Below are 17,458 nucleotides of genomic sequence, written 5' to 3'. Positions count from 1 at the left end.
ACCTTTTACCCTTCTCGGGTTCGTCGGGGGGATTGTCGGGATGGTGCTGCCGCACAACGCTCTGGACCATCGATACCGGGGCGAGCACCCGCTCCGCACGCTGGCCTACCTCTTCAGGGAGCACCGTCCCCGCCTCGTCCTCGCCGTCGCGGCCTTCGTGGTCAAGCACAGCCCGACCTGGCTGCTCCCGCTGGTCACCGCGAACGTCATCGACGCGCTCGTCCGGCACGCGCCCCTCGCCGACCTGCTGACGTCGATGGCCGTGCTGCTCGCCCTGCTCCTGCTGAACCTGCCCGGTCACCTGCTGTACGTACGGTGCCTGTACGGCGCGATCCGGCAGGTGGGCACCGGGCTGCGCTCCGCGCTGTGCCGCAGGATGCAGCACCTGTCGATCGGCTACCACTCCCGGGTGAGCGCCGGGGTGCTGCAGACCAAGGTCGTCAGGGACGTCGAGAGCGTCGAGCAGATGGTGCAGCAGACGGCCGACAGCGGCCTGGCGGCGGTCACCATGCTCATGGGCGGTCTCGCGGTGATCGCCTTCCGGGTGCCGGCCGCGCTGCCGGCCTTCCTGCTCGTCGTCCCGGCCGCCGCGGTCCTGGTCATGCGGATGCGCAACCGGCTGCGGGCCGGCAACGAGAGCTTCCGGCAGGAGGTCGAACGGCTGTCGGCGCGCGTGACCGAGATGACGCACCTGATCCCCATCACCCGCGCGCACGGCCTGGAACAGGACGCGCTGCACCGCATGGACGGCACGCTCACCCGAGTCCTGCGCACCGGCCTGCGGCTCGACCTGCTCAACGGCCGGTTCGGCGCGATGGCCTGGATCACGCTGAACGTGCTCGCGGCGGGCTTCCTGGCCGGCTCCGCGCTGATCTCCTACTACCAGGTGCTGCCGATCACGGCGGGCGACGTGGTCATGCTCAGCACGTTCTTCACCACGCTCACCACCTCGGTCACCACCCTGATGAGCCTGACCCCCGTGATCAGCAAGGGCCTGGAGTCCGTACGCTCGATCGGCGAGGTGCTCGAGGCGCCCGACCTGGAGAACAACGACGGCAAGGCCGAGGTGACGGAGGTCCGCGGCGGGTTCGAGTTCCGGTCGGTGTCGCTCACCTACGAGGCGGGCCGGCCCGCGGTCGGCGATTTCACTCTCACCGTGTCCCCCGGAGAGACCATCGCCCTGGTGGGGGCCTCGGGAGCGGGCAAGTCGACCGTGCTCAACCTCGTGATCGGTTTCCTGCGCCCCACCTCGGGCCGGATCCTGCTGGACGGCAGGGACATGGAGGAGCTCGACCTGCGGACCTACCGGCGGTTCCTGTCCGTGGTGCCCCAGGACTCGATCCTGTTCGAGGGGAGCATCCGCGACAACGTCACGTACGGCATGCCGGACGTGCCGGAGGAGACCCTGCTGGCCGCCCTGCGCGACGCGAACGCCCTGGAGTTCATCGACCGGCTGCCGCAGGGGCTCGACACGGTCGTGGGCGAGCGCGGCGCACGGCTGTCGGGCGGCCAGCGGCAGCGGCTCGCCATCGCCCGCGCCCTCGTCCGCGATCCCCGGGTGCTGATCCTGGACGAGGCGACCTCGGCGCTCGACACCGCGTCGGAGGCGCTGATCCGGCAGGCCCTCGCCCGCCTGGTCGCAGGCCGCACGGTCTTCGTCGTCGCCCACCGGCTGTCCACCATCCGTACGGCCGACCGGATCGTCGTGATGCGGGACGGCCGGATCGCCGAGGTGGGCACCCACGAGGAGCTGAGCCGCAAGCCGGGCGTGTATTCGGGGCTCCAGGCCGCCCAGCTCGTCTGAGCCACTCCCTGTAGCGGTCAAGAATCCCCATAGCTGTCTAGAAAGGATCACCGCCCGCGCGGCAGGGGCCGCATGCTCCCCGAAGGACCGCGCACAATGCTCGTCGGCCGCGGTCGAACACGGAGCGGGCCCGGAGCGGGCACGGCGCGGGCCCGGAGCAGGCCCGGAGCAGGCCCGGAGCAGGCAGGGAACGGGCAGGGAACGGGTAGGGAGGACGAGCGATGACCAGGGCAGCGGCGAGAGCCGCGCCGGCCCTCGTGGTCGCACGGGCCCGCATAGCCGCACGGGCCCTCGGGGTCGCAGTGGGTGTGCTCGTGGTCGCGCGAGCTCTCGTGGTCGCGCGAGCTCTCGTAGTCGCGATGGCGCTCGTGGTCGCGGTGGCCGCCGCACCCGCACCCGCGCATGCGCACGCGGCGGAGCCGCCGCCGTGTCCGCTGGTGATCGGCCACGGGGGTTACCCGAAAAGTGCCGGCGCCAAGGCCAAGGACGTGATCCGCCAGCCCAACGTGCTGCGGGCGGTCGACGACCAGGCGTCGTGGGGCGCCGATGGCGTCGAGGCCGACGTCCAGCTCACGCGGCACGGCACGAAGGCCGTCATGTGGCACAACAGGACGACCAACGGGCTGACCGGCCCCCGGCAGGAGATCCGCGAGATCGGGTGGGCCGAGGGACCCGGCAACCTGCACGACCGCCGCGTCGCCCGCGGGCCGTACGCGGGTGAGCGCGTGCCGACCCTGCGGGAGTGGCTCGACCACGTCCGCGCCCGGGGGCTGCTCGTGCTGCTGGAGATCAAGAAGTCCGCCGCTCCCGTCCTCGCCGACCCGGTGCACGGCGCCGCCGCCTGGCGGGAGATCGTCGACCCCATCGTCGAACGGCAGGACGCGCAGCCGATCCTCGTCTACTCCCGCGAGAATTGGATCAAGGCGGAGCTCGCCGAACGGCTGCCGGACCATCTGCGTGGTTCGGCCGCGAAGTGGACCGACGGCGTCAAATGGGACGAGCCGCCGCCCCCCTGGCAGCTCAACGAACCGCGGTGGCAGGCCGTGCTCGACGAGGCTCCCAACAGCGTGATGACCAGCCACACCGCGGACTACCGCGCCTGGCTCGACGGCAGGTGCCACCGCTATATCCACACCTGACCGGGAAGCCGGCGGCGTCGGACGCCCTCGTCTCGGGCGTGCCCGCCGCGCTGCGGGCGGGAACGCGCTGCGGACAGGACGGCCACCCACGCCCGTCGTCCAGCGAGGCCCCGGGATGCGCCGCGCCCGAGCGTAAATGAAGTGACGGGGGCGGGCGGGGACGGCACGATGAAGTGTTGTCTTCTCTTGTCGCCTTCCTTTCCGCGCTCCACGTCGTTTACGTCCTCCGGAGTTGTTCCCGTGCCTGGCCTCCGCCGTGATCTCGGCCTGCTCAGGGATCGGCGGTTCGCCCTGTTGCTGGTGGCCCGGACGATCTCCGTACTCGGCACCGCCTTCGCGCCGGTCGCCCTCGCCTTCGGCGTGCTCGGCCTCCCGGGTGCGACCGCCAAGACGCTGTCCGCCGTGCTCACCGCCGAGGCGCTGCCGATGGTGCTGTTCATGCTCGTCGGCGGGGTGATCGCCGACCGGCTGCCGCGCCACCGGGTCATGATGGCGGGGGAGTCGCTCAACGCGGCGGCGTACTTCTGCCTGGCCGCGATGATGCTCACGGGCTGGACGCCGCTGCCCGCCCTCGTGACGGCGAGCGCGGTGAGCGGCATCGCCTCCGCGGTCCTGTTCCCCGCCCTCACCGGGATCATCCCGGACGTGGTGCCCGCCGACCGGTTGCAGACCGCCAACGCGCTGCTGGGACTGGGACAGAACATCTCCCGCGTCGCCGGTCTCGTGCTGGGCGGCGCGGCCGTGGTCCTGCTGGGGGGCGGGTGGGCGCTGGCGGCCAGCGGGGCGATGTTCGCCGTGGCCGCCGTGCTGATCGCGCTGCTGCGCCTCACACCCGCCGAACGCGCGGGCGGCGGCGGGCACTCGGTGCTGGCCGACCTGCGGGACGGCTGGCGCGAGTTCGTCTCGCGGCAGTGGCTGTGGGTGGTCGTCGCCCAGTTCTCGATCCTGGTCATGGCGCTGCAGGCCGCCCACGGTGTGCTCGGGCCGCTGGTCGCCAAGCAATCGCTGGGCGGGGCGCCCGCCTGGTCGGCCGTCCTCGCGGGCGAGGCCGTCGGCACGATCGTCGGGGTGGTCGTCACGCTGCGCCTGCGGCCCCGGCGGCCCATCCTGCTCTGCACGCTCTTCACCCTGCCCACGGCTCTGCCGTACGTGCTGCTGGGCGTCGACGCGCCGCTGTGGACGGTCGTGGGCGGGGCGTTCGTGATGGGGGTGTGCTTCGACATCTTCGGCGTGCTGTGGCAGACCACCATGCAGCGCGAGATCCCGCCCGAGTCGCTGTCGCGTGTGAGCTCCTACGACGCGCTCGGGTCCCTGATGTTCGGGCCGCTCGGCCTGCTGCTGGCCGGGCCGGTGGCCATCGCGGTGGGACCGCGGCCGGCGCTGGTCGCCTGCGGGGCGATCATCATCCTGGTCACGCTGGCCGCGCTGCTGGCCCCCGGCGTACGCGGGCTGCGGGTCGCCGGTGACGAGCCCGCGGGCGTGCCGGCCGCGTCGCACTGACGGCCGCCCACCGGCCGGGGCCGTCCATGACGTGAACCCGAAACGCGGCGAGTGGCGAGACATGGCTGTCCGTTCCCCCACGAAGGGTCAGGCCGGCTCGATGCCATGGTGTCGTCGATGATTCCCCTTGCCACTCCACGCCTGGACTCGGATCTGATCGCCGAGTCCAGGGCGCGGCCCGAGGCGTTCGCGGCGCTGTTCGACCGCTATGCCTCGATGCTCTACCGCTACGTGTCCCGCCGCCTCGGCCCAGAAGTCGCCGAAGACCTGGTGGGCGAGACGTTCCTGGTGGCGTTCCGGCGCCGGGACCGCTACGACCTGACCCGCCCCGACGCCCGTCCCTGGCTGTTCGGCATCGTCAGCAAGCTGGTCTCCCGGCACCACCGTGACGAGGCCGCCCGCTATCGGGCGCTCACCCGCAGCCCACTCGACGACGTGGCGGAGTCCCCCGCCGAGCGCGTCGAGGACGGCGTGCGCGCGACGGCCGTACGCCCGCTGCTGGCCGCCGCGCTGGCGCGGCTGCCGAAGGGCGACCGCGACGTCCTGCTGCTCATCGCCTGGGCCGACCTGTCGTACGAGGAGGTGGCGCAGGCCCTCGGCATCCCCGTGGGCACGGTGCGCTCACGTCTCAACCGGGCCCGCCGCAAGGTGCGCGAGGCGCTCGGCCACACCAATCCGCTGCGGGACGAGGAGTAGCCATGGACGACCTCACGATGCTCCGCGACCTCGGCCGCGACCTCGACCTCGAATATGAGCCCTCGGCAGGTCTCGCGCGCCAGCGGCGCCGCCTGATCGACGAGACGGCGGGCGGACGCCGCCGGCGCCCGGCGTGGTTCACCGGTGGACGCCGGGCGGGCTGGATCGCAGTGGCGGCGGTCGCGGCGGTCACCGCCGCGCTGGTCGTGGTGCCGACCGTGCTGCTGCGTGAGAGCACCGGCCTGCACCTCCTGGCGCCGCCCATCGGGGACCGCCTGCCCAAGCAGGGCCAGGCCCTGACCGTGCTGCTCCTCGGCTCCGACCGGCGCCCCTCCTGGGGCGACCCGGAATCGGGTGAGCGAAGCGATCTCATGATCCTCCTGCGGCTGTCCGCCGACCGGAAGCGGGCGACGGCCGTCAGCCTCCCCCGCGACTCCATGGTCCGGATCCCGCAGTGCCGGTCGGCCGACGGCCGGACGGTCGCCGCGCATACGGACATGATCAACCAGGCGTACGCGATCGGCGGCCTGACCTGCGCGCGGAAGACGGTCGAGTCCGCCACGGGCGTGCGCGTCGACCACGCGGTGGCCATCCGCTATGACGGGCTGGCGAAGCTGGTCGACGCGCTCGGCGGCGTCGAGGTCACCCTCCCCCGCGCCGTGGACGACCCCAAGTCGAAGCTGAAGCTGCCGGCCGGCCGCTCGGTGGTCGACGGCGAGACCGCCGTGGCGTACGCGCGCCTGCGCTATGTGGGCGACGGCTCCGACATCGCCCGCATCAAGCGGAACGTGGCCCTGATGCAGGCGATGCTGAAGAAGGTCTCACGTATCGACACCCCCGCCGCCATGGCCACCCTCGTCCGCGTGGCCGCGACGTCGGTCACCACCGATCCGGCGCTGGACCTGGACGCCCTGGTCACGCTGGCGGTGGACGTGCGGCGAGCGGGCACCCGGTTCACGGCCCTGACCGTGCCGTGGCGGCCCTACGAGAAGGACCCGAACCGGATCGAGTGGAAGCAGCCCGACGCCACCCGCCTGTTCGCCCGGCTCACCGGCGACTGAGGCGACCGGCGACTGAGGCGACCGGCGGACGCCGGCGGCTCCGGCACCGTCGGCGTCCGCCGGCTCGCGTGTCAGGCCCGCTGGACGGCCGGCTCCCACAGGGCGGTGGTGCGGGCCGCGACGAGGTCGGCGATGCGGGCCAGCGCCTCGGCGGCGGGCATCGCGTCCAGGGCGCGGCCGTCGCGCAGGCGCAGCGCCACCTCGTCGCCCGCGGCCTCCTTCGCGCCGATGACGGCCTGGTAGGGCGCCAGCCGGGCGGCCCGGACGCGGGCGCCCAGGCTGCCGTGCTCGGGCCCGGAGACCTCCGCCCGCAGGCCCAGCTCGGCGCAGCGCCGTACGAGCGCCTCGGCCCGCGGCAGCTCGGCCTCGGTCACCGGCAGGACCACCAGCTGGGTGGGGGCGAGCCAGGCCGGGAAGGCACCGCCGTACACCTCGATGAGGTGCGCCACGGCCCGCTCGACGCTGCCGATGATGCTGCGGTGGACCATGACCGGCCGGTGCCTGCCGCCGTCCGGGCCGATGTAGTGCAGGTCGAACTGCTCGGGCTGGTGGAAGTCGACCTGCACGGTGGACAGGGTGGCCTCCCGCCCCGCGCCGTCGGCGATCTGCACGTCGATCTTCGGGCCGTAGAACGCCGCCTCGCCCTCGACCGCCTCGTACGGCAGGCCGGAGCGGTCGAGGACGTCGGTCAGCATGGCGGTCGCCCGCCGCCACATCTCGGGGGCGGCGACGTACTTGCCGCCGGCCCCGGGCAGGGACAGCCGGTGACGGACCGGGCGGATGCCGAGCGCGGCGTACGCGCGCCCGATCATCTCCAGGGCCCCGGCCGCCTCGGCGGCGACCTGGTCGAGGGTGCAGAAGATGTGCGCGTCGTTGAGCTGGATCGCCCGCACGCGGGTGAGCCCGCCGAGCACGCCCGACAGCTCGGAGCGGTACATGCCGCCCAGCTCGGCGACGCGCAGCGGCAGCTCGCGATAGCTGTGCGACCGCGAGCGGTAGATCAGCGCGTGGTGGGGGCACAGGCTCGGCCGCAGCACGACCTGCTCTCCCCCGAGGTCCATGGGCGGGAACATGTCGTCGCTGTAGTGCGACCAGTGCCCGGAGATCTCGTACAGCTCCCGTTTGCCCAGCACAGGGGAGTACACGTGCCGGTAGCCCGCGCGTCGTTCGGCGTCGCGGATGTACTCCTCCAGGGTGTGCCTGATCACGGCTCCGTCGGGCAGCCAATAGGGCAGCCCCGAGCCGATCAGCGGGTCGGTGTCGAACAGGCCGAGCTCCCGGCCCAGCTTGCGGTGGTCGTGCATCGGGTGGTCGTGGATGGGGTGGTCGTGCATCGCGGTCTCCTCGCGTTCTGTGTGCGGCGAGGCGAGTGACCGGACGACGAAGCCCCGGGGCAGCTCGCCCCGGGGCTTCGTCGGAAGTACGTGTCAGCGCGCCGGGACGGTCTCCGGCGTCGTCGTCAGGCAGGCGCGCTTCATGCCGCGAACGCTAGCACAGCCGTTGATCGTCTCCGAAGAGGTTTCTCACCGCGCGGCGGACCGCGTTCCCCACCACCGCCCTCACAGCGAGATGGGGCCGAGGTCGGCGGCAATCTGCGCCAGCACGTGGATCGCGGGGTTGTCGGCGGTGGAGCGCCACGTCAGGGCCCAGTGGAGGGTGGGGGCGTCATGGATAGGCAGGAACACGACTCCGGGGGGTCTGTTGTAGCGGGCGGCGATCTCGCCCAGCGGGTGGACGCAATGTCCCGCGGCCACCAGGGAAAGGATCTCGTGAAAGGTCCGCGCCGCGGGCCCGCGCGGGATACGGCGGCCGAGCGGTGTACGCGTGGGGACCATGGACTCCACCCAATACTCGGGGGCGCCGGGGCCGAGGTCGACGACATGGTTGTCGGCGAGGTCCTCCAGGGACGCGGTGCCGCGCCCGGCGAGCGGATGATCCGCCGGCACGGCCAGCACGCGGCCCCCGGTGAGCACGGTCGGGCCGACCGTGAGGTCCGGTTCGGCGATGGGCAACCACAGCACGTTCATGTCGTGCTCTCCGCTGCGCAGGGCGGTGAACGGGTCGCTGCCGTAGATCTCGCCGAACTGGATGTCGCCGCCCGGGTGGCGGGCGCGGAACGCGTCGACGAGGGGGCGTAGTTCGTGTGCGGCATGACCGAACACGCCCAGCCGCAAGGTCTGACCCGCGCGCAGACCGGCCGCCTCGGCGCGGGCGAGTCCCGCCTTGATCAGGTCGAGGGCCTGCTGGAGGTCTTCCCGGAGGCGCCGGCCCACAGGGGTCAGGGCCACCCGCCGGCTGGTGCGATCGAACAGGGCCACGCCGAGGCGCCGTTCCTGCTTGCTGATGGCCTGGCTGACGCGGGCCTGGGACACGCGAAGCCGTTCCGCCGTGCGGCCGAAGTGCAACTCCTCCGCCAGCGTGAGGAAGATCTCGATGTCGCGCAGCTCCACTGATAACCCAACTGTTATGGATCGCCCCGCGAATCGTACATTGTTCCGCCGCTGACCTGCCTTGATGCTGGACAGACCACACCACCGGAGAGGCGGCAGGCGAACGATCACCGCCTCCCCTTCTCCCCAGGAGCGACCAGCGTGACAACCGCGGCTCTGACCGGTGACTACACCCTCGACATCGCCCGCACCCGGATCGGCTTCGTCGCCCGGCACACGATCGGCCCCAAGGTGCGCGGGCGGTTCGAGGAGTTCGAGGGCAGCGCGCACCTGGACGGCGACGACCCGTCCAAGTCGAACGTCGAGCTCACGATCCAGGCCGGCAGCATCCAGACCCGCAATCCGCAACGCGACGAGATGCTGCGCGGCAGGTTTCTGAACCTGGCCGCACACACGACCATCACCTTCGTCTCGACCGCGGCACGGCAGACCGGCGCGACCGCCTTCGAAGTCACCGGCGACCTGACCATCCGCGGCGTGACCAGGCCGGTCACCGTGGCCCTCGAACGGATCGGCGCCGAGCACGACCCGCAGGGCGGTGTCCGGGTTCGTTTCACGGGCGGCACCACGATCAACCGCAAGGACTGGGGTGTCGCCTCGATCGCCGCCGCGGGTCTGGTCGGCAAGAAGGTGGTGCTGGAGTTCGATGTCGCCGCGGTCCGGCGGACCCCGCCACCGCCGCGCCCGCCGACCTGAGCGGCATCGTGTGCGAGGCCGTCGTCGCCGCCGCCGTCGCCGCCGCCGTCAGCGCGACCCGTTAGTGTGATCGGAAAGTGTGACCTGACTCACACCGCGTACCGCGAACTCTCGACGGCCGTACGGGCGAAAGCCGTCGAAAACCACAGCGGGCGGGGACGGGAGCAACCAGGTGATCGCCGTGGAACCCGACAGGGCCGACGACGCGGCCCTGATACGGCGTTCGGAGCGCGAGCCGGAGGTCTTCGCCGACCTCTTCGACCGGCACGCACCCGCGCTCCGGCGCTACGTCGCCCGGCGGCTGGGCCCGTCCCTGGCCGACGACGTGGTCTCCGACGCCTTCCTGGCGGCCTTCCGGCGCCGCCACCGCTACGACCCGAGCCAGCCGGACGCCCGCCCGTGGCTGTACGGCATCGCCGCCCGGCTCATCAAACGGCACCGCCGGGTCGAGCTGCGGTTCTACCGGGCGCTGGTCCGCACCGGCGTCGACGAGATCACCGAGCCGTACGCCGACCGCGTCGACGCCCGGGTCTCGGCGCAGCAGGCCGGGCTGGCACGGGCCCTGGCCGAGCTGTCACCCGGCGACCGGGAGGTGCTGCTGCTCGTGGCCTGGGCCGACATGTCGTACGAGGACGTGGCCCACGCGCTGGACATCCCGATCGGCACGGTCAGGTCCCGCCTGCATCGGGCCAGGGCCAAGACCCGGCAAGCGCTGATGGCGGCGCGAGAGGAGGCGTTCGATGGATGACCTGCGTCTGCTGCGCGAGTGGCGCGCCGAGGTCCCCGAGCCGGACGGGCAGTGGATCGTCCCGCAGCGCCGCCGCCTGCTCACCCGGATGCGGCGGCGCGGGCGGACCCTCGCGCTCCGCCTGGTCACCGTCGCGGCGGCGGGGGCGGCGGCCGCCGCGCTCGCCGTGGTCGTCCTGCCTGCCGGCCCCTCCGGGACCGAGCCCGCGTCCGGCCCTTCGTCCACCGTGTCCCTGGACTCCAGGATGGTGCTCGCCAGGGCCGCCGAGGTGGCCGGCGGGCGCGGCGCCGCCCCCGTGCCCGAGCCGACCCAGTGGCACTACACCCGATCCCTGGACAAGCAGCCGAACTCGGACGAGACCCGGACCTTCGAGAGCTGGATCCGCTACGACGGCAAGCAGGCCGCCGGCTACGACGAGGACGGCACGCTGCGGATCCACGATGCCCTTCCGGACCCGGACGACGACGACCTGTCGCCGCAGCAGTACGACGCCAAGCTCCGCGAGCTGCCGACCGACCCGAGGAAACTGCTGGCCAAGGTCACGAAGGACCGCCACTGGATCGACTACCCGCACGAGGAGGGCGTCCCGAAGAGCGTGGAACCGGACGCCGACCGCGCGTACCGCGTGATCATGCTCTATCTGAGCAGGTACGGCACGATGCCGCCACGGCTGGAAGCGGCCATGTTCAAGGCCCTGGCTCTGATCCCGGACGTCCGGGTCGAATCCGGCGTGACCGACGCCGCGGGCCGCGCCGGGCTGGGCGTCTATCGGGAAGGCCGCGACAAGGTACGCAGGGGATACCACATCCTCGACCCGGACACCTATCGCTACCTGGGCGAAAAAATCGTCTGGCTACAGGACGAGCACGTGGGCGGCAACCCGGAGCCCGCCTTCCGCAAGGGCTCGGTGTACGCCACCGCCCTGCTCACGTCGGTCATCGTCGACCGTCCGGGGGAGCGCGGCTAGGACGTGTACCGCCATCCTGGTCGGCGGGTCTTCCGCCATGCGGCGACGGCGTGCACCTGGTCTGCGGTCGCGCCGTGCCGCTGGGCCTGGTGGACGCCTACGATTGAACCCCTTTATAGGTTGCATTCCTAACTAGCTCGCTTTATCGTCTAGATCGCCAACAGTGCTAAAAAGGACGGCGATCCATGGACATCTCTGCGAGCTTCTCGCCCCCGGGCCTGCTCCTGGCGTGCGCGCTGACCGCCTATCTGGCCTTCGCCGCCCCCGCGCTGGGCAAGCGCCAGTACGACCGGCTGGCACGACGCCGTGACCACGAGCCCGGGGCGCTGGTGCGGATGTACCGGCAGTGGATCGCCGAGGAGTGGGTCTGGGTCGCCGTGACGGCGCTGGTCCTGCTGCTGTCGCCGGGGGTCGGCCTCGCGGATCTGGGCTTCGCGATGCCGAGCCACTTCGGCAAGGTCGCCCCGGCGGTCATCGGCATGTCGGGGGCCTTCGTGATCAGCGTCGTGACGGCGCGCCGGCTGGCCGGCTCCGGCCGGACCATGCCCGGTCTGGAGGGCATGCGGGAGCTGCTGCCGCGCACGTCCGCCGAGCGGTGGCACGCCCTCGCGATGTCGGTGACCGCCGGCGTCTGCGAGGAGATCGTCTACCGTGGCCTGCTCATCGCGCTCGGCGTCGGCGCGCTGGGCCTGAGCACGACCGCGGCCGCCGCCCTGGCCCTGGCGGTCTTCGCGGTGGGCCACCTCTACCAGGGATGGATGAGCATGCTCGGGGTGGCCGTCGCCGGCTGCGCGCTCACCGCCCTCTACCTCACCACCGGCAGCCTCCTGCTGCCGATCCTGATGCACGCCCTGATGGACATCCGGGGCCTCGTGTTCACCCCGCAGCCCGCCCGGAGAACGGTCGGTCATGCGGCCTAGGTAGTGGACCTACCGTGCGAGGATGAAGCACATGGCGACCGACCGCCGCGCGAGCTGGCTCAAGGGCGTCCTCGACCTGCTGGTGCTGGCCAGCCTGACGGAGGGCGAGAACTACGGCTACGAGATCGCCAAGATGCTCGCCGGCTCGGGGCTCGGCCAGATCCGGGGAGGCACGCTCTATCCCGTTCTCAACCGCTTGGAAGAGGCGGGCCTGGTGTCGGCCGAGTTCCGGGTGACCGAGCGCGGGCCCGGCCGGCGCTACTACCGGCTGACCGAGCAGGGCAGGCAGACGCTGGCCGAGCAGGGCCGCCTGTGGCTGGCGTTCGACGAGTCCGTACGCACGGTGCTGGCCTCGGGAGGGCTGGCCTCGGGAGGGCTGGCCTCGGAAGGGCTGGCCTCGGGAGGGCTGGCCTCGGAAGGGCTGGCCTCGGGAGGGCTGAAGTGAGCGCCTACCTCGACGAGCTGCAGGCCCTGCTGCGCGAGGGCGGCGTGCCCGCGGATCAGATCGAGGCCACCATCGCCGACCTGGCCTCGTACGTCGCCGAGACCGGCGGCGACCCGGAGGAGGAGTTCGGGCCGGTGGGCGAGTTCGCCGGCCGGTTGCTGGCGGCGCGGGCGCCCGAGGCCGACGCGACGGACGCCACCGAGTGGCGGTGGACCGCCGACATCTTCACCGACCGCCGGATGCTGGCCCGGCTCGGCGACCAGGGCTGGGAGATCGACCGGGTCGACCACCTTGGCAGGTTCGTCAGCCACCGTGACCCGGAACGGCCGCAGCGGTGGGAGTATCGCAGGGAACTGTCTATCGGCGGCTCCGCACTGGCCGCGCGCCTGGCGCCCGAGGGCTGGGAGCCCTGCGGCACCTGGGTGTACTACCGGTATTTCAAGCGGCCCAGGGCCGCCAGCGTGGGGCCTGCCGCGCAGCTCGACTCCCCGCCCGCGGCCCCCGGGCGCAGCGTCTTCTTCAGCCGGCGGTTCTACCTCGTGCTGGCAGTGGCCGTGCTCGCCGTGGTCGTGTCCGCGATCCTGTGGGAGCCGTCGGACGGCGACGAGCCGGGCTTCCTCGCCGGCATGGCCGTCGGGGGCGTCCTCGCGATCGCCGCCCTGGCGGCGGTGTGGCTCTGGACGGCCCGCCGCCGCCCCTGAGCCCGCCGCCGGGCCCTCAACCCCGGATGCTCAGCCCGTCTGCCGGGCCGACCCGGCCTGCTCACCGCCGAACACCTCGGCGACGAGGCGCTGCGTCGCCTTCTGGAACGCCACTCCCATGGACATCGCGGCGTCGTCGACGTAGTTCAGCGCGGCGGTCAGGGTCGTGCTGCCGTCGGGCGTGCTGTACATCAGCGCCGCGTGACCCGCCATGCCGCCGTTGTGCATGATGACGGTGCCGCCGCCCGGCACCTCCTGCACGAACACCCCCAGGCCGTAGCCGGCCTTCGCCTCGGGCGTGCACATCTCGGCCAGCAGCTCGGCCGGCAGCAGCCTGCCGCCCAGCAGCGCGGAGATGAACGTGTGCAGGTCGCGGGTAGTGGAGATCATGTCGCCACCGGAGGAGATCCAGGATGGGTTGTGGCGGGTGACGTCGACCGTCCGGGTCTGGCCGTCCTCCTCATATCGGTAGTAGGCGTGGGCGTGCGGCTCGGGGATGCCGGTCTCGCCGGTCGGCTGGATGGTGCCGGTCAGGTTGAGCGGCCCCAGGATCAGCCGCCGCATCTCCTCGGCGACCGAGCGGCCGGTGACCTTCTCGATCAGCAGCCTGGCCAGCACGTAGTTGGTGTTGGCGTAGCTCCAGTCGGTGCCCGGCTCGAAGCGCGCCGGCTTCGACAACGCCAGCCGGACCAGCTCCTCCGGCCGGTAGGTGTGGAACCGGTCGTCCACCCATTCCTTACCCGCGGTGGTGGCGGTGATCCCCGGGACGAACGTGCCGTCCTCGAAGTACTCTCCGGTGAAGTTGAACACTCCGCTGGTGTGCTGCAGCAGCATCCGCACCGTGATCCGCCGGTCCAGCCCGAACTCGGGCAGGTAGTCGTCCACTGCGGTGTCCAGCCCGATCCTGCCCTCAGCCACCAGTTGCAGCACCACGGTGGCGGTGAAGGTCTTGGTGTTGCTGCCGATCCGGATGTGCCCGTCGATCGGCGGCTCTTCGGTCCGGCCCAGCTCGCGCAGCCCGGCGCTCCCGGTCCACTCGCCGTGCTCGTCGTGCACCCGCAGCGTCACCCCGACGAAACCGGAATCGACCATCTCCTCGATGATCTTCTGCAGCTCCGGGCGGGCGTGGCCGGTGAGAGTGACGGACATGGTGGGGCTCCTTCGGGGTGATGAGTGCGCGTGAACGGACGGAGGCTGCGGGGCGGGGGTGTCGAACTTCTGCATCGCGCTCTCCGATGACTCATTGTTTCGAACACCGGAAACGCTACGTTGCATTTCTAAACCACACAACTCATTCGTTGCGCTATCTCAACATAATTGCACGTCACAGGCATGAAATCGTTGCGATGGATGCGAATCTAACGCAACAATCCCTGTCGGTTCGTTGCAATGGATTCAAAGTGAACGCTATGCTGGCGAGGTCACAGACCACGGAGGAGACCGCGATGCCAGGAGGCAGGCTCACCCAGCAGGACCGCCAGCAGATCGCGCTCGGACTGGCCGACGGCCTCGCCTACGCGGAGATCGCCAGGCGCCTCGATCGCCCCACTTCGACGATCACGCGTGAGGTGATGCGCAACGGCGGCCCCACCGCCTACCGCGCCGACCTGGCCCACCGCGCCACCGAACACCGCACCCACCGCCGCAGGAAGACCGCGCCCCGGAACCCCGGCACCCCTTCCCAGGCCCACGGACGCGATACCGAGGCGGTGCGCGAGTACGAGGAGGTGTTCGCCACGGTCTTCATGCAATCGGGCCTGCCCAAGATGACGGCACGGGTGCTGACCAGCCTCTACACCACCGACGCCGGCAGCCTCACCGCCTCCGAACTCGCCGGACGCCTGCAGGTCAGCCCGGCGTCCGTCTCCAAGGCGACCACGTTCCTCGAAAGCCAGGGCCTGATCCGCCGGGAACGCGACGAACGCCGTCGCGAGCGCTACATCGTCGACGACGACGTCTTGTACCAGTCGATGATGGCCAGCGCCCGTGCCACCGCCCACCTCGGCGAGGTCGCACGACAGGGCGTCGGCGTCCTGGGCCCCGGGACCGCGGCCGCCGCCCGCCTGGAGAACATCGCCCGCTTCGTCGCCTTCGTCTCCGAGAGCATCGTCCGGGCCGCTGACCAGGCCCGCGAGATCCTCCACACGAAAGCCGGAACGACTTCGGACAGCACCACCTGAGCGATCGCGGGCGGACAGCCTCGGCGGCCACCGCGGGACGTCAGCCGGCTTTGGTGAACACTGTCACGCGCGGCTGATGCGGGACTCGTTGGACGGACCCGAGCGAAGGGCCCACTAGCCTGAGCGGCGATGGACCGTATGACGACGGCGCGGGGGGATCTCGACCTCGCCCGCTTCCCCGAGGATCCCCGCGACCCGCTCCGCGCGTGGGACGCGGCCGACGCCTACCTGCTGCGGCACCTCGACGAGCACGAGGGCGGGCCGGTGGACCTGTCGGGGAGCCTGGTCGTGGTGGGCGACCGTTGGGGGGCCCTGTCCACCGCGCTCGCCGCCCACGATCCCGTGCAGATCGGCGACTCCTACCTCGGGCGGCAGGCCACCCGCGCCAACCTGGAGCGCAACGGCCTCGACGCGGACGCCGTACGGCTGCGCACGACCAGGGACGCGCCGCCGGACCGGATCGACGTGCTGCTGGTGCGGGTGCCCAAGAGCCTGGCCCTCCTGGAGGACCAGCTGCACCGGCTGGCCCCGCACGTGCACGAGGACACGGTCGTCGTCGGCGCGGGGATGGTCACCGAGATCCACACCTCGACGCTGAAGCTGTTCGAGCGCGTCCTCGGGCCGACGCGGACCTCGCTGGCGGTCAGGAAGGCGCGGCTGATCTTCTGCTCGCCCGATCCCGGGCTGTCACGAGGGGCGAATCCGTGGCCGCGGAGCTACGCGTTGCCCGCCGATATCGGGGTGGTCTCCGGCCTGACCGTCGTCAACCACGCGGGCGTCTTCTCCGCCGAGCGCCTCGACGCCGGCACCCGTCTCCTGCTGCGCGCCCTGCCGGCGCGTACGGGGCCCGAGCACGTGGTCGACCTCGGCTGCGGCAACGGGGTGATCGGGCTCGCCGCGGCGCTGTCGAACCACGAGGCCGAGGTGACGTTCATCGACGAGTCCTACCAGGCGCTGGCCTCCGCCGAGTCGACGTTCCAGGCGAACGCACCGGTCGACGCGACCGCGCACTTCGTGGCGGCCGACGGCCTGTCGGGCTTCCCGCCGGGCACCGCCGACCTGGTGCTGAACAACCCGCCGTTCCACACCCATCGGGGCAGGACCGACGCGACCGCCTGGCGCATGTTCAACGGCTCGCGTGCCGCGCTGCGGCGGGGCGGCGAGCTGTGGGTGGTGGGCAACCGCCACCTCGGCTATCACGTGAAGCTACGCCGGCTCTTCGGCAACTGCGCGGTCGTCGCGAGCGACCCCAAGTTCGTCGTGCTGCGCGCCGTCAAGCGCTGAATCAGAACAGGGTCAGCGGCTCGTCCGGCGCCTCCGGCGCCATGGGCTCGGGCAGCGGCTCCAGGCCGGGCGCCTCGGCGCGTACGTCGTCGTGGAACCGCCGGGCGAGCGTCAGCGCGTCGGCGTTGTCCGGGGTGTGCACGAACACGGTCGGCGAGCGTCCCTCGCGCAGCCATCCGGCGACCGTGTCCACCCAGTGGCGCCAGCCCTCGGCCGTACGCTCCGGGTCGTCTCGGCCGATGTAGCGGACGATCGGGCGGTCGGTGAGGGCGGCGGTCCGCAGCGGCACGCGCGGTTTCTTCGACCAGGCGTCCCGCTCGGCGTCGCTGGTCGGCGGGGTGCGGAACAGCACGGTCGTGTCGAACGGCACCCACTCGGCGCCCGCCCCGGCCAGCACCCGCTCAAGCAGCCGCGCGGCCCGGGGGTCGTCGAAGAACGCGCGGTGCCGGACCTCGACGGCGTAGCGGTGGTGGCGGGGAAGCCGGCCGAGGAAGGCCGCGAGCGCGCCGGCGTCCGCCGGGCCGAACGAGCCGGGAAGCTGGATCCACAGCGCGTGGGCGCGCGGGCCCAGCGGCTCGATAGCGTCGAGGAAGGCCCGCAGGTCGTCGCCGGCCCCGGTCAGGCGGCGCTCATGGGTGATCGGCCTGGGCAGCTTGACCACGAAGCGGAAGCCGGGATCGGTCTGCCCCGCCCATGACTCCACCGTGCTCCGCGAGGGCGTCGCGTAGAACGTCGTGTTGCCCTCGACCGCGTTGCACCAGGTGGCGTAGGCGCGCAGCCGCTCCCCCGGAGGAAGCGGGTGCGGCAGGAGACGCCCCTGCCACGGCGCGTGCGTCCACATCGCGCATCCCACATGAAGCCGCATGG

At 71.9% G+C, this 17,458-nt stretch carries 17 protein-coding genes; 13 read left to right on the top strand and 4 right to left on the bottom strand.

The window, feature by feature from the left end:
• Nucleotides 1-40 precede the first annotated feature (40 nt).
• The 5 genes from FLX08_RS13245 (at nt 41) to FLX08_RS13225 (ending at nt 6,200) form a co-directional block, all read left to right on the top strand.
• Nucleotides 41-1,804 carry an ABC transporter ATP-binding protein gene (locus tag FLX08_RS13245; protein WP_142619131.1) on the top strand — a complete coding sequence of 588 codons (1,764 nt, stop codon included), beginning with the start codon at nt 41-43 and terminating at the stop codon, nt 1,802-1,804.
• 221 nt (nt 1,805-2,025) lie between these two features.
• Nucleotides 2,026-2,943: a glycerophosphodiester phosphodiesterase gene (locus tag FLX08_RS13240; RefSeq protein ID WP_244312611.1), complete on the top strand. Its 918-nt coding sequence runs from the start codon at nt 2,026-2,028 to the stop codon at nt 2,941-2,943.
• 240 nt (nt 2,944-3,183) lie between these two features.
• Nucleotides 3,184-4,443 (top strand): MFS transporter, encoded by a 1,260-nt coding sequence (locus tag FLX08_RS13235; protein ID WP_244312610.1) that lies wholly within the window; start codon nt 3,184-3,186, stop codon nt 4,441-4,443.
• A 117-nt stretch (nt 4,444-4,560) separates the two neighbouring features.
• The gene (locus tag FLX08_RS13230) at nt 4,561-5,139 is read left to right on the top strand and encodes an RNA polymerase sigma factor (protein ID WP_208761422.1); all 579 of its coding nucleotides are present in this window, start codon (nt 4,561-4,563) and stop codon (nt 5,137-5,139) included.
• 2 nt (nt 5,140-5,141) lie between these two features.
• Nucleotides 5,142-6,200, top strand: coding sequence for an LCP family protein (locus tag FLX08_RS13225; protein ID WP_142619128.1), 1,059 nt, complete (start codon nt 5,142-5,144; stop codon nt 6,198-6,200).
• A 71-nt stretch (nt 6,201-6,271) separates the two neighbouring features.
• Here the strand turns inward: FLX08_RS13225 and thrS are convergent, their stop codons facing one another.
• Nucleotides 6,272-7,597: a threonine--tRNA ligase gene (thrS, locus tag FLX08_RS13220; RefSeq protein ID WP_280117100.1), complete on the bottom strand. Its 1,326-nt coding sequence runs from the start codon at nt 7,595-7,597 to the stop codon at nt 6,272-6,274.
• A 162-nt stretch (nt 7,598-7,759) separates the two neighbouring features.
• Complete coding sequence (locus FLX08_RS13215) at nt 7,760-8,650, bottom strand: LysR family transcriptional regulator (RefSeq protein WP_142619126.1); 891 nt, start codon at nt 8,648-8,650, stop codon at nt 7,760-7,762.
• 141 nt (nt 8,651-8,791) lie between these two features.
• Here FLX08_RS13215 and FLX08_RS13210 point away from each other — a divergent pair, with 141 nt between their 5' ends.
• The 6 genes from FLX08_RS13210 (at nt 8,792) to FLX08_RS13185 (ending at nt 13,127) form a co-directional block, all read left to right on the top strand.
• Nucleotides 8,792-9,346 (top strand): YceI family protein, encoded by a 555-nt coding sequence (locus tag FLX08_RS13210; protein ID WP_142619125.1) that lies wholly within the window; start codon nt 8,792-8,794, stop codon nt 9,344-9,346.
• A 181-nt stretch (nt 9,347-9,527) separates the two neighbouring features.
• The gene (locus FLX08_RS13205) at nt 9,528-10,094 is read left to right on the top strand and encodes an RNA polymerase sigma factor (RefSeq protein ID WP_142619124.1); all 567 of its coding nucleotides are present in this window, start codon (nt 9,528-9,530) and stop codon (nt 10,092-10,094) included.
• Nucleotides 10,087-11,061, top strand: a complete 975-nt coding sequence (locus FLX08_RS13200; RefSeq protein WP_142619123.1) for a CU044_5270 family protein — start codon at nt 10,087-10,089, stop codon at nt 11,059-11,061. The genes FLX08_RS13205 and FLX08_RS13200 overlap by 8 nt, the downstream gene beginning before the upstream one ends.
• 185 nt (nt 11,062-11,246) lie before the next feature.
• Nucleotides 11,247-11,981 carry a CPBP family intramembrane glutamic endopeptidase gene (locus FLX08_RS13195; RefSeq protein WP_142619122.1) on the top strand — a complete coding sequence of 245 codons (735 nt, stop codon included), beginning with the start codon at nt 11,247-11,249 and terminating at the stop codon, nt 11,979-11,981.
• Between the two features lie 31 nt (nt 11,982-12,012).
• The gene (locus FLX08_RS13190) at nt 12,013-12,426 is read left to right on the top strand and encodes a PadR family transcriptional regulator (protein WP_142619203.1); all 414 of its coding nucleotides are present in this window, start codon (nt 12,013-12,015) and stop codon (nt 12,424-12,426) included.
• Entirely contained in the window at nt 12,423-13,127 is a 705-nt protein-coding gene (locus tag FLX08_RS13185; RefSeq protein WP_142619121.1) for a hypothetical protein, read from the top strand. Before FLX08_RS13190 ends, FLX08_RS13185 begins: the two co-directional genes overlap by 4 nt.
• Nucleotides 13,128-13,157: 30 nt before the next feature.
• Here the strand turns inward: FLX08_RS13185 and FLX08_RS13180 are convergent, their stop codons facing one another.
• Complete coding sequence (locus FLX08_RS13180; protein WP_142619120.1) at nt 13,158-14,276, bottom strand: serine hydrolase domain-containing protein; 1,119 nt, start codon at nt 14,274-14,276, stop codon at nt 13,158-13,160.
• A 296-nt stretch (nt 14,277-14,572) separates the two neighbouring features.
• On the opposite strand from FLX08_RS13180, the gene FLX08_RS13175 reads away from it, so the two are divergent.
• Nucleotides 14,573-15,307 carry a helix-turn-helix domain-containing protein gene (locus tag FLX08_RS13175; RefSeq protein WP_142619202.1) on the top strand — a complete coding sequence of 245 codons (735 nt, stop codon included), beginning with the start codon at nt 14,573-14,575 and terminating at the stop codon, nt 15,305-15,307.
• 129 nt (nt 15,308-15,436) lie between these two features.
• Nucleotides 15,437-16,591 (top strand): methyltransferase, encoded by a 1,155-nt coding sequence (locus FLX08_RS13170; protein WP_142619119.1) that lies wholly within the window; start codon nt 15,437-15,439, stop codon nt 16,589-16,591.
• A 1-nt stretch (nt 16,592) separates the two neighbouring features.
• On the opposite strand, the gene FLX08_RS13165 is transcribed toward FLX08_RS13170, so the two are convergent.
• A complete protein-coding gene (locus tag FLX08_RS13165; protein WP_142619118.1) occupies nt 16,593-17,456 on the bottom strand; it encodes a DUF72 domain-containing protein in 864 nt (287 codons plus the stop codon).
• Nucleotides 17,457-17,458: the final 2 nt, after the last annotated feature.

The sequence above is a fragment of the Microbispora hainanensis genome, assembly GCF_006874475.1.
Lineage (GTDB): Bacteria > Actinomycetota > Actinomycetes > Streptosporangiales > Streptosporangiaceae > Microbispora > Microbispora hainanensis.
The sequence above is the reverse complement of the archived record's forward strand: the minus strand, read 5'-3'. Positions and strand labels throughout refer to the sequence as shown.